This is a genomic window from Streptomyces sp. NPDC001914, assembly GCF_042891215.1.
Lineage (GTDB): Bacteria > Actinomycetota > Actinomycetes > Streptomycetales > Streptomycetaceae > Streptomyces.
Genome location: NZ_JBIASW010000001.1, coordinates 895818 through 907265 on the forward strand (window position 1 = coordinate 895818; position 11448 = coordinate 907265).

An 11448-nucleotide genomic window follows, 5' to 3' on the forward strand; every position below is an offset into this window, starting at 1 on the left:
GTGGCAGGACGTCGGATACGGCGTCCGGGGACGCGGGCGGCGGCGGTCCGTCAGGAACCCGCCGAGCTCCGGTCGGTGATGGGCAGCATGTCGGCGTGCGACAGGAGGCGGTTGATGTTGCGCTCCGTCTCCAGGGAGCCCTCGACGCCGATCGCGGCGCCGTCGAGGAGACGCTCCAGCTCGGCGGCCTTCTTGGCGCCCTTCAGGCCGAGGGAGGCGACGGGGTCGACGTCGAGGTCGCCGGTGATGTCGATCAGCCGCACCACGATGTCGTCGCGCTGGAAGACGGTGCTGCTGTACACCGGGCTGTTCTTGTCGTCGGCCGCGGCCTCGTCCTGGTGGGCGAGCAGCCGGGCCAGTTCCATCCCGTGGCCGGCCCTGGCCGGGTAGTACAGCGCGTGCCGGCGCAGCTTCGCGGGTTCCTTGCGGCCGGAGACCACGTGGTGCACGGCCGGGAGGGCCGCCCGGGTGAAGAAGACCCGCGCCGAGTCCGGGTCGCTCAGGTCCCGGTCCTGCTCCAGGTAGGGGTTGATGGCCTCCTCGACCGCGCGCACCTCGGGCTGGCGTGCCACGTGGCGCAGTGCCGCGAGCAGGTCGCCCTCGACCTCGACGGCCCGTACGACGCGGTTGCCGTGCATGAAGAGCGAGGTGCGGCGCAGCCGGGTGTTGTCGTCGACCTGCGCCTGGGGCGACTGGTACCCGGCGAGGATCTCGGCGACCTTCGACTCGGACCCGGGCTTGACGGTGAAGGTCAGGGCGTGGCGCGCGACCCCGCTGCCCTCGCGGGCCTCGACCTGCAGGGCCGACCTGGCCGACTCCGGGGTGAGCGGCTCGGCGGGGCTGGTCTCGCGCAGGATGCTGTAGCGCATCGACCGGGTGTCGCGGACGCAGCTGTGCATGGGCCGGACGGTCTCGACGTGCTCCTCGCTGTTCACCCAGGCGAGGAAGGGCGGGGCACTCTCCCACTCACTGGTGATGAGCCACTGCGAGGGGTTCTCGATCGACTGGCACAGCTGGTCGCTGATGTGGCCGGGGACCGAGGCGACCTGGTTGCGCATGAGTTCGTAGGCGTCGAGGAACTGCTGCTGAGCGCCTTCGTACAGGTCGAGCAGCAGGATCACCCGAAGCTTGGAGCCGTCGAAGGCCGACTGAGCGATACGTCCCGAGTTGGACATTGCGGCACACCTCTCCTTTTCGTCACGGAAGTCAGGAACGACCGCGGTATCCGAAACGCCGGGGCCGCCATGAGCTGATCGTTACGGCGTGTCCGGGACTCCGCGAGCCCCACGGGTCAGGCGAGTGAACCGCGCGCCATCCGGGTGCCCCTGGCGCGCGAACCGGCCCGCACCGGGCATGGAATCTGCATCCCCATCCCTGACTCGCGTCCCAGGCGACGCTGGAGGCAATCGATGAACCGATTCGAAGGGGCCGGCGAGAACGGTCTCCGCACGCCCGTCCTCATCGTCGGCGGCTCACTGGTGGGCCTCTCGACCTCGCTGTTCCTGGGGCGCCTCGGGGTGCCGCACATCCTGGTGGAGCGTCACGCGGGTACGTCGATGCACCCGCGGGGGCGCGGCAACAACGTGCGCACCATGGAGATCTTCCGGGTGGCCGGGGTGCAGCGGCGCATCGAGGAGGCCGCCTCGGTCCTCGCCGACAACCACGGCATCCTGCAGACGCCGACCCTGGTGGGCGACGCCGGGGAGTGGCTGTTCAAGGAGATCGACCCCGGCGGCGGACTGGCCCGCTTCAGCCCGGGCGCGTGGTGCCTGTGCAGCCAGAACGACCTCGAACCGGTGCTGCTGAAGAGCGCCCGGGAGCTGGGCGGCGACCTGCGCTACTCGACGGAGCTGATGTCGTTCGAGCAGGACTCCGAAGGCGTGACGGCGAAGGTCAAGAGCCGGGAGACCGGCGAGCACACGACGATCCGCGCCGACTATCTCGTCGCGGCGGACGGGCCGCGCAGTCCCGTGCGCGACGCGCTCCGCATCGGCCGGACGGGGCCGGGCGACCTGTTCCACAACGTGAGCCTCACGTTCACCTCGCGCGGCCTCGCGGAGGTGGTCGGCGACCGCCGGTTCATCGTCTGCTATCTGACCGACCCGGCGGCCGACGGTGCTCTGCTGCCCGTCGACAACAAGGAGCACTGGGTCTTCCACGCGCCCTGGCACCCCGAACACGGGGAAACGATCGAGGAGTTCACCGACGAGCGCTGCGTGGAGCACATCCGGCGGGCCGTCGGCGTGCCGGACCTCGACGTGGAGATCACCGGCCGGGCGGCCTGGCACGCCGCCGAGCGGGTCGCCGAACGGTACGGGCAGGGACGGGTGTTCCTTGCGGGCGACTCGGCCCACGAGATGTCCCCGACCGGGGCGTTCGGCTCCAACACCGGTATCCAGGACGCCCACAACCTCGCCTGGAAGCTGTCCGCGGTGCTGGGCGGCTGGGCGGGTCCGGGGCTGCTGAAGTCCTACGACGCCGAGCGCCGGCCGGTCGCGGAGGCGACGAGCGCGCGGGCCTCGTCGCGTTCGGTGGAGCACAGCCACCCCGGATACACCCCCGAGCCCGCGGCGGTCGGTCCCGGCGGCCCCGGCGGGAAGAAGGGCGGCATCCTCAACGTGGCGCTCGCCTACCGCTACCCGCGGGGCGCGGTCATCGGCGCGGATCAGGCCGCTCCGGTCGTGCCCGAGGGCGTACGGCTGACGGGCGAGCCCGGAAGCCGGGCGCCGCACATGTGGCTGACCCACGCCGGCAACCGGATCTCCACCCTCGATCTGTACGAGCGCTCCATGGTGTTGCTGAGCTCGGCGGACGGCGCCGGGGCCTGGCACGCGGCGGCGAAGGACACGGCCCGGCAGCTGTCCGTCCCGCTCGACTCGTACCGGGTCGGCGGCGGCCCCGAGGCGGACCTGGTCCCCGCGGGCGACACGGACTGGGCGCAGGTGCACGGAGTGGGCGAGGACGGCGCGGTGCTGGTCCGCCCCGACGGCTTCGTCGCCTGGCGCTCCGAGGGCCCGTCCAAGGACCCCCGCACGGCCCTGCGCAAGGCCCTGGTCACGCTCCTGGACCAGGCCTGACCTTTCCGGGTGTACGCAAGAACAGCCGGAGGCCGTATCGGAATTCCGATACGGCCTCCGGCCTGCGACTTCGGAGCGAGAACTCCGGTCGGGACGACAGGATTTGAACCTGCGACCCCTTGACCCCCAGTCAAGTGCGCTACCAAGCTGCGCCACGTCCCGATGCGTCTCGCACGTGGTGGCCCACGTGTTCGCGCACCCCGAACCTTACCCCACTCCGGTGGAGGGCCGCGCACACACGGTCATCGTCGCAGCGCAGCGGGGGTGGCCGTCCGCGGACGGCTGGGGGTCGCCGCCCCGGGGCCGGGTCAGGCGTTGGGGTCGAACGCGATGCCGGCGGGCTTGGCCTTCGCCAGGTGACCGCTGAAGCTGTCGTCCCTGAGGCCGAAGTGAGCGCTGCCGAAGTCGTACGAGGTGAGCTTGTCGCGCAGTCCGGCGGGGTAGCCGTTCCAGCCGACCAGGGTCGGGAACTGCCAGGTGTGGTGATGGTTCTCCGGCGGCTCGTCGTTGGTGTTGGCGGGCCTGAAGCAGTGCGTGCCGATGCCGTCCTTGTGGTAGACGATCTTCGGGTGCGTTCCGTCCCAGCGGATCTGGTCCCGGTTGTAGATGTTGAAGTTGCCGTGGGCGGACGTGGAGACGTACTTGGCCGCGTTGTCCTGGACCCACACCACGACGTGCTCCCAGTCGTTGCGGTGCCCGCCGAGGCCGCTGCCGACTACGGCCTGGTCCTTCTCCATGTAGAGGCCGTAGATGATGGCGCACCAGCCGTTGTTGCACTTCTCGCGGGAGTACCCGTTGGTGTTGTCCAGGTCCCAGGAGTCGCGGCAGTGGCCGTTCAGGGCTCCGGAGGGCTTGAGGCCGGGGTTGACGGTCCCGTCGGGGCCGATGGCGGGGGTCGGGTAACAGCCGTCGGTGTCGTAGTCGAAGGCCGGCTGGTACGTCGTCTCCAGCGCGTCCGCGTTCCCGGGCAAGGCCGTGGGCGGGTCGGCGAGCGCGCTGCCCGGGAAGGCGACGACCAGCACGACGGCGCTGCCGAGGACGAGCGAGACCGTGCGGATCCGCGAGCTTCTTGTCACTGCTTCCTCCATGTCGACCGCGGCGTGGGGGCCGGGCAGGCCAGGGCGGTCGTCTTGGCATGCCCGGGTCAGCCTTGCGGCACCGCTCGGAAAACACCAGAGGTTGCGAGTCTCGGAGCGATGAAGGATCCGCCAACAGCGAGAGAAGAAAGGCAAGTTGAGACAATCCGGCCTCCCCAGGGGTCACCTCCCGTGCCCGCCGGCCGAGTTGCCGGGAGGGCAAGGGAGGTGACCGCCCCGAGACGCCGACGGGTACGAGAGGCGCCGGATCTACACGTGGCCGTCCGCGAGCTTCCACTCACGGTTCAACGCACCCAGCGGAATGGCACGTTGGAACACGGGCGTGCCGAAGACGGACAGGTGCATCCGCAGGGTGCCGGACAGGTCGACACCGCCGTAGAGCGACCAGGCGCCCGTGGCGGCGGCGTCCGTCTTCCCCGCGGATCCCGCCGTGGTCGTGGTGACGGCCGATCCCGAGGCCTCGCCCCGCAGATACGGGGCCAGGTCGGCGGTGACACCGACGGCGCCGTAGAGGCCGACACTGGCCTCCGCGCCGAGGGCCGCCTTCACCCGTCCCGCCGCGCTGACGGAGGTACGCACCGGACTGCTCGTCATGTGCGACTCGTCGACCGGCGTCCACCCCCGGGCGGGGCCGAAGGCGCCTCCGGCCTTGAAGTCACCCTTGAGATGCTGTTCCACGTCGAGCGTGACGACTCCGTCGGCGTCGATCTGGAAGTAGCAGGTCAGATCGAGGTTCACCACGACGGGAATCGGGCCGACCTGGAGGACGGGGTCGGCGTGCAGCTTCGCGAACGGCACCCGCCGGGGCTGCGCGGAGGCGGCGGCGCGCCCCTTCACCGTCCACTGCGCGTCCCAGTCGCCGGAGACACCGAGGTAGGCGGAGCCGGGCCCGGAGCCGGCCCCGTCACCGCCGTAGGAGAAGTCGACATCCGGCGCGACCTGCACGAACCCGGACACGGACGCCGACGCCGACGTCTGCGCCCCGGGCGCCGTGGCCACCTTCGTACCGACATCGATCCGCAGGCTGCCGAGCGGAACCTTCGCCCCCTCGGGGCCGACGTGGACGTCTCCGGCCTTCGCCCAGGAGACCCGCACGTCCGGCAGGAGCTTCTCGATGTCGAAGGAGGCCGGGTCGACGGGGACGGAGCCCTTGGCGTCGTCGTCACCGAGGAGCGCGTCCAGGGTCGTCGGCTGGGTCTGCACCTCGGTACCGTCGCCGCTCTCGCCGATCACGTCGGTCACCTTGGCGAGGAGGCCGTCCGGGGCGCCCGGCGCCGGGGCGCTGGCGACGACGTCGCCGACGGCCACGCCGTGCGGCTCGGCCGAACTCCCGGCCGACGGGGACGGCGACTGCGTCCCCTTTCCGCCCGAACCGCCCTTGCCCACAGGGGATATGACGGCTCTTCGGGTCTTGCTGTCGTACGACGCCACCTTGAGGGCGGCCCGGTGCGCCCGGCCGCCCGGCACGCCCGGACGGGCGACGGCGGTCGAGGTGGCCGCCGCCTCGGGGGCCGCGGCGACGGCGAGCGGCCGCCCGGCGTCCTGGGCGGCGGAGGCCGAGGCCGCGGCGGGACGTGCGCGGTCGGCCCGGGAGGAGGGCTCCGCAGGACTCGCGGAGCAGCCTGCGGCGAGGAGGAGGGTGGATACGGCGAGCGCGGGCACGGCGGCCCGCGAGGCCCGCTTGCGGATACGCAAGTTCAGTCCTTGAGGGGGGTGGGGGGTGACTCGGGATTACCGACGGGTAACCAGAGGTGAGGGTGTCATGAATCCGTGAGGCCCCGCCTCGCGTTTCGACGCACGCCGAGGTGATGTGCGCCACGTCTCCCCGGAGCGACCCGAGAAGTCGTGGAAGGCTCAACCAACCTTCCCCGCAACGAACATGACGCAGCGTCAGCAGTTGCCGCAGGGGGCGGTGCGACCGGCCCGGCCCGCCGCCCGCCCCCGCCGCATCGACGGAATCACCCCGCCGCGGCTAGGGGACCGCGCTCCGCGGCTCCCAGCCCTCGTACGCGGCCGTCAGCAGTCCGAGCACGCCGTTCGCCGTCACCTCACGGGGGTTGGGGTAGGACTCGGCGGCCACCATGGTCGCCGCGCGGACCAAGTCGGCCTCTTCCAGGCCGAGTTCGGCCAGCGTACGGGGAGCACCGAGCCCTCCCGCGAGGTCCCGGAGGGCACGGGGGACGTCGTCGGTGTCCAGGGCCCGCGCCAGGACGGCGACCGCCCGCGGCGCGGCGGCCGCGTTGTACGCGAGGGCGTACGGGAGGACCACGGTGTGGGTCTCGGCGTGGGGCAGACCGAAGGTGCCGCCGAGGACGTGGCACAGCTTGTGGTGCAGGCCCATGGTCGTCGCGCCGAGGCAGGAACCGCAGAGCCAGGCGCCGTACAGGGCGCGGGCGCGGGCCTGCGGATCGGCGGGGTCCGCGGCCACGCCGGGAAGGGCGCCGGCCATCGCCCGCACGCCCTCCTCCGCCATCAGGGAGACGAGCGGGGAGGCGTCGGGGGCGTACAGCGCCTCGACGGCGTGCGCGAGGGCGTTGACACCGCTGGTCACCGAGAGCGGGACCGGGAGACCGAGGGTGAGGTCGGGGTCGTAGACGACACAGCGCGGCTGTACGGAGGAGTCGCGTCCGGTGCGCTTGACCCCCTGTTCGGTCAGGCCCCACACGGAGGTCATCTCGGAGCCCGAGTAGGTGGAGGGCACGGCGATCAGCGGCAGGCCGGTGCGCAGCGCGATCGCCTTGCCGAGGCCGATCGCGGAGCCGCCACCGACGGCGACGCACCCGTCGGCGCCCGCCGCCCGCGCCACCTCCACGGCCCGGTCGGCGACCTCCACGGGGACATGCATCCGGGCACCGGAGTGGATTCCCACGCAGCTGTCGCCGAGCGCGTCCGCCACCGCCTGCGCGGCTTCCACGCCCCGGCCGCCGCACACCACGAGGGCCCGGTGCAGCCCGAGCCGCGCGGCCTCCCCCGGTGTCGCAGTCACGGAGGCGCCGGGCCGGAAGACGACCCGGGCGGGCCGGGTCTCGTAGGTGAAGTCGAGCGGGGCGCCCGGCGGGGTGGTCATGCCTGCTCCAGGACGAGGTCGAAGCGGGCGTGGCGGAAGGGGTTCGCGACGCCGAACTCCTCTGCCAGCGAGGGGTCGTCGGTCTCGGCGAAGTCCTGGACGAGGCTCTGCTTGACGGCGAAGACGACGTCGGAGTCCAGATAGGGGCTGTCCGCCACGAAGATGTGCGTGGTGACGGGGGCGTGGCCCTCGGCCGAGGCGATGAAGTGGATGTGGGCGGGGCGCCAGGGGTGGCGTCCGGTGGTCCCCAGCAGGGCGCCGACGGGTCCGTCGGTGGGGACCGGGTACGGGCTCGGTACGCAGGTACGGAACCGGAAGCGGCCCTCGGCGTCCGCGGTGAAGAGCCCGCGGCCGTTGCCGGGCGGCTGGACGCCCGGTTGCTGGACGTCGTAGAAGCCCCGGTCGTCCGCCTGCCACACGTCGAGGACGGCGCCCGGCAGCGGAGTGCCGTCGCGGGACAGCACCCGGCCGCTGACGACGCACTGCTCGCCGGTGCCCACCAGGTCGATGGTCGCGCCGAGTTCCCGTACCGGCGACCGCGTCAGATGGAACGGTCCGAGGACGGTCGACTCCGTGGCACCCGGGTCGCCGTGGCCGTTCAGGACCTCCACCAGCATGGAGACGCCGAGCACGTCCGACAGGAGGATGAACTCCTGCCGGGTGTCCGTGCACATCCGTCCGGTCGCCGTGAGGAAGCCGATGGCGCGCTCCCACTCCGTGGTCGTCGGCCGGGTCTCGCGGACGAAGGCGTGCAGATGACGGGTCAGCGCGCCGAGCAGCTCACGCAGCCTCGGATCGGCCGTGCCCGAGAAGCTGCCGACGACGGCGTCGGTGATCTCCGTGGTGAATTCCCTGGCCATGCCGCTCCCGTGGTCCAGCCGGTCGTCCTGCCGAGCGTGCCCAGGCTACGAGACCGGACCGCGCGCACCGCCCCGCGGCGGCGAACCTCCGCGCGGCGCCGGGTCCCGCCGGACCCGGCCGCGCCCGGACCGGCCCGGCCTCCGCACCGCGCACGGACCGGGGTACCCGTGCGCCGCGCCCGGTCGACCGGCCCGAAACAGTGTCACCGACGCCGAAGGACACACAATGACCCTTTCCGTGAGGCATCGTTGACCTGGAACATCACGCCCGCACCGGACGCACGGAAAGTATGATCAAGCAATGTCTGACTTGACCGAAACCACGCCCGGCTGGCTGTCCCGCGACGACCTGGAATCGGCCCGCGCCCGCATGCCGATCCTGTACGTCGAGGCCGTACCCGTGCGCGTCGACGACAACGGCGAAGTCACCCACATCGGGCTCCTGCTCGGCATCGGTCCGGACGGGACGGTCACCCGCTCCCTCGTCTCCGGCCGGGTGCTGCACCACGAGCGGGTCCGGGACGCCCTGCTGCGCCACCTGGAGAAGGACCTCGGCCCGGTGGCCCTCCCCCGCATCCCGGCCTCCCTGCAGCCCTTCACCGTCGCGGAGTACTTCCCGACGCTGGGGGTCACGCCGTTCCACGACCCGCGCCAGCACGCCGTCTCCCTGGCGTACATCGTGCCGGTCACCGGCGACTGCCGCCCCCGGCAGGACGCCCTGGACCTGGTCTGGTTCAGCCCGGAGGAGGCCGCGTCACCCGTGGTCACGGACGACATGCCGGGCGGCCACGGCGTTCTGCTGCGCCAGGCGCTGGCCTACGTCGGACGTATCGCCTGATCCGGGGGGCCGGCGGTCCCGACGCGGCCGGCGTCGACGGCGTGCGGGCGCAGGACCATGAGCGCGTCCTCAGGGGTCGCCACCATGGCGAAGGGGAAGCGGTCGAGTTCGAGGCAGAGTGCCACGTCATCGGGATGGACTCCCTGCCGCACCCCGGTCGCCAGTTCGGTGGCGGCACGGGACGCTCCGGCCCGGCGGAGGTATCCGGCCGCGTCCGTCTGAGCCCCGGTGGCCCGCCCCGCCATGTACTGGGCGCACGCCAGGTCTTCCTCGGCGCGGCCGTCCTCGCCGGTGACCACGAACGTGACGTCGGCGCACCGGCGGGACCGCAGGAGCCGGGCCGTCGCCTCCGCGACCACGAAGCCGGCGCACAGCACGAGCGACGCGTCCCTGACCGCCAGGGCTCCGACCGTCCCCGCCGTGGTCTTCTGCACGACGGTCCGTCCGCCGAGGTCGGCGGACCTCATCAGGCCCGGCGAGTTGACGAGGTCGAATCCGGGGGCGGGCGGACCGTCCTTGAGTGCCACCCAGTCCGGGTGACGGGCCTTGAGCGCCAGGGCCCCGTCCAGCGACTCCGCGAGAACGATCTTCTCCGCTCCCCGGCCGAAGGCCCAGGCGGCCACCGTGAAGGCCCGCATGACGTCGACCACGACCGCCACGGAGGGGGTTCCGGTCAGCTCGGCGATGCCGAGGAAACGAGCGTCCATCGCGTCATGATCGCGCACACCCGATCCGAAGCGCCGGGAGAGTGACCCGCGTCACATCGCCGCGGCGGCGGTGAAACCATCCGGACAACGGAAAAGGCCGCTCCCGCGTCGGCGGAAACGGCCTGCGACCTGCGTTGCAGCAAGTCGGGACGACAGGATTTGAACCTGCGACCCCTTGACCCCCAGTCAAGTGCGCTACCAAGCTGCGCCACGTCCCGGTGCCTTCACCCGCGGTGACCCGCGTGATCGTGCGAACAGAACTTTACCCCACGCCGGGGGCTGCTCCGCAGGGGGACGGGGCGCGCGACAATCGGCGTATGACCGGGACATCTGAGACGCGGCGGTCCGCGGGACGCGACCGGGACGCCGAGGGACGGGCCCGCAACGCCCGGCCCCGCGACGGACTGGGGCGCCCCCTGCCCTACGGCACGGCCGGGGTGGAGCGGGCGCCGGAGGGCGTCGTACGCCGTCCCGAGGAGACGGTCGCCGAGGCGCAGGCGCTGCTGGACGCGGGCCGGCCGTTCCACGCGCACGAGGTCTTCGAGGACGCCTGGAAGTCGGGCCCCGGCGACGAGCGCGGTCTCTGGCGGGGGCTGGCCCAGCTCGCCGTGGGGCTCACCCACGCGGCCCGGGGGAACGTGACGGGCGGTGCGCGGCTGCTGCGGCGCGGGGCCGGGGCCGTCGAGGAGTGGACGGCGGCGACCGGACGGCCACGGCCCTACGACCTGGACCTCGCGGGGATCACCGGCTGGGCGCGGGAGTTGGCGGACGTCGTCGAACGTGACGGCGGACCGGCGGACGCGGCGAGGGAATCGCCGCGGCTGCACGGCCGGGCCGGCTGACCCGAGCGCCCTCCCGCGCGGGCCGCGGCGGACGCGGGCGCGCGCTCCCTGCGCGGACCGGGAGGCCGGGCGGCGTGCGTCACGCGGGTCCGGGGGCCGGCCGGTGCGTCCGCCGTCAGTCCGGTGCGTCCACCGTCAGTGGCGTGCGGCAGACTCTCGGTGTGCGAAAGATTCATGTCATCGGCATCGGAGCGGGCGACCCCGATCAGCTCACGCTGCAGGCGGTCAAGGCGTTGAGGAGCACCGACGTGTTCTTCATCCTGGACAAGGGCGAGGTGAAGTCGGACCTCGTCCAACTGCGCCGCGACATCCTGGACGCGCACATACCCGAGGGGACGTACCGCCTGGTCGAGGCCCGCGACCCCGACCGGGACCGGACCGCGGGCGGCTCGGCGTACTCACCGGCCGTCGGGGACTGGCGCAGCGCCCGCGCGGCCATCTACGAACGGCTGATCGCCGAGGAACTGGGCGAGGACGAGAGCGGCGCGTTCCTGGTGTGGGGCGACCCCGCCCTGTACGACAGCACGCTCGGCATCCTCGAGGAGATCCTGGACCGGGGCGCGGTGGCGTTCTCGTACGACGTGGTGCCCGGGATCAGCAGCGTCTCGGCGCTCGTCGCCCGGCACCGCACGGGGCTGAACCGGGTGGCCCGGCCCGTGCAGATCACCACCGGGCGGCGCCTCGCCGAGGGCTTCCCCGAGGGGGTGGACGACGTGGTCGTGATGCTCGACGCCCATCAGACGTTCCGGCGGTACGCGGACGAGGACATCGAGATCTACTGGGGCGCCTACATCGGCACGCCCGACGAGATCCTCGCCTCCGGTCCGATCGCCGAGGCGGCCCCCCGCATCGAACGGTTGCGCGCCGAGGCCCGGGAGCGCAAGGGATGGATCATGGACACCTATCTGCTGCGCAGGAATCCCGGAGAGTAAAAGGGTTCGGCCGGGCCCGTACGCCGGG

Annotated in this window: 10 protein-coding genes and 2 tRNA genes; 4 read left to right on the forward strand and 8 right to left on the reverse strand. The window is 72.5% G+C overall.

The window, feature by feature from the left end:
* Window positions 1-50 precede the first annotated feature (50 nt).
* Window positions 51-1175, reverse strand: coding sequence for a SchA/CurD-like domain-containing protein (locus tag ACFYYF_RS04195; RefSeq protein ID WP_361675892.1), 1125 nt, complete (start codon window positions 1173-1175; stop codon window positions 51-53).
* Between the two features lie 234 nt (window positions 1176-1409).
* On the opposite strand from ACFYYF_RS04195, the gene ACFYYF_RS04200 reads away from it, so the two are divergent.
* Window positions 1410-3077 carry an FAD-dependent oxidoreductase gene (locus tag ACFYYF_RS04200; RefSeq protein WP_388771214.1) on the forward strand — a complete coding sequence of 556 codons (1668 nt, stop codon included), beginning with the start codon at window positions 1410-1412 and terminating at the stop codon, window positions 3075-3077.
* Window positions 3078-3165: 88 nt separating this feature from the next.
* On the opposite strand, the gene ACFYYF_RS04205 is transcribed toward ACFYYF_RS04200, so the two are convergent.
* The 5 genes from ACFYYF_RS04205 to ACFYYF_RS04225 form a co-directional block, all read right to left on the reverse strand.
* A tRNA-Pro gene (locus tag ACFYYF_RS04205) sits at window positions 3166-3239 on the reverse strand.
* A 146-nt stretch (window positions 3240-3385) separates the two neighbouring features.
* Window positions 3386-4153, reverse strand: a complete 768-nt coding sequence (locus ACFYYF_RS04210; protein WP_388771217.1) for an NPP1 family protein — start codon at window positions 4151-4153, stop codon at window positions 3386-3388.
* A 270-nt stretch (window positions 4154-4423) separates the two neighbouring features.
* The gene (locus tag ACFYYF_RS04215; RefSeq protein ID WP_388771564.1) at window positions 4424-5863 is read right to left on the reverse strand and encodes a hypothetical protein; all 1440 of its coding nucleotides are present in this window, start codon (window positions 5861-5863) and stop codon (window positions 4424-4426) included.
* 283 nt (window positions 5864-6146) lie between these two features.
* On the reverse strand, window positions 6147-7241 hold the full coding sequence (locus ACFYYF_RS04220; protein ID WP_388771219.1) for a maleylacetate reductase: 1095 nt from the start codon (window positions 7239-7241) through the stop codon (window positions 6147-6149).
* Window positions 7238-8101 (reverse strand): dioxygenase, encoded by an 864-nt coding sequence (locus tag ACFYYF_RS04225; RefSeq protein WP_388771222.1) that lies wholly within the window; start codon window positions 8099-8101, stop codon window positions 7238-7240. Before ACFYYF_RS04225 ends, ACFYYF_RS04220 begins: the two co-directional genes overlap by 4 nt.
* A 301-nt stretch (window positions 8102-8402) precedes the next feature.
* On the opposite strand from ACFYYF_RS04225, the gene ACFYYF_RS04230 reads away from it, so the two are divergent.
* Window positions 8403-8939, forward strand: coding sequence for an NUDIX hydrolase family protein (locus ACFYYF_RS04230; RefSeq protein ID WP_361675907.1), 537 nt, complete (start codon window positions 8403-8405; stop codon window positions 8937-8939).
* Here the strand turns inward: ACFYYF_RS04230 and ACFYYF_RS04235 are convergent.
* Entirely contained in the window at window positions 8918-9646 is a 729-nt protein-coding gene (locus tag ACFYYF_RS04235; RefSeq protein WP_388771225.1) for a 2-phosphosulfolactate phosphatase, read from the reverse strand. The two genes, ACFYYF_RS04230 and ACFYYF_RS04235, sit on opposite strands and share 22 nt — an antisense overlap.
* Before the next feature lie 144 nt (window positions 9647-9790).
* Window positions 9791-9864: transfer RNA gene (locus tag ACFYYF_RS04240), tRNA-Pro, on the reverse strand.
* 99 nt (window positions 9865-9963) lie between these two features.
* Here ACFYYF_RS04240 and ACFYYF_RS04245 point away from each other — a divergent pair.
* Window positions 9964-10488, forward strand: a complete 525-nt coding sequence (locus ACFYYF_RS04245; protein WP_388771228.1) for a DUF309 domain-containing protein — start codon at window positions 9964-9966, stop codon at window positions 10486-10488.
* A 161-nt stretch (window positions 10489-10649) separates the two neighbouring features.
* Entirely contained in the window at window positions 10650-11420 is a 771-nt protein-coding gene (cobF, locus tag ACFYYF_RS04250; RefSeq protein ID WP_365492236.1) for a precorrin-6A synthase (deacetylating), read from the forward strand.
* The last annotated feature ends 28 nt before the right edge of the window (window positions 11421-11448 follow it).

Excerpts from the sequence above, each read along its gene's own strand:
- ACFYYF_RS04195 (WP_361675892.1), bottom strand. The coding sequence starts at position 1,175 with ATGTCCAACTCGGGACGTATCGCTCAGTCGGCCTTCGACGGCTCCAAG.
- ACFYYF_RS04200 (WP_388771214.1), top strand. The coding sequence starts at position 1,410 with ATGAACCGATTCGAAGGGGCCGGCGAGAACGGTCTCCGCACGCCCGTC.
- ACFYYF_RS04220 (WP_388771219.1), bottom strand. The coding sequence starts at position 7,241 with ATGACCACCCCGCCGGGCGCCCCGCTCGACTTCACCTACGAGACCCGG.
- ACFYYF_RS04225 (WP_388771222.1), bottom strand. The coding sequence starts at position 8,101 with ATGGCCAGGGAATTCACCACGGAGATCACCGACGCCGTCGTCGGCAGC.
- ACFYYF_RS04230 (WP_361675907.1), top strand. The coding sequence starts at position 8,403 with ATGTCTGACTTGACCGAAACCACGCCCGGCTGGCTGTCCCGCGACGAC.
- ACFYYF_RS04235 (WP_388771225.1), bottom strand. The coding sequence starts at position 9,646 with ATGGACGCTCGTTTCCTCGGCATCGCCGAGCTGACCGGAACCCCCTCC.
- ACFYYF_RS04245 (WP_388771228.1), top strand. The coding sequence starts at position 9,964 with ATGACCGGGACATCTGAGACGCGGCGGTCCGCGGGACGCGACCGGGAC.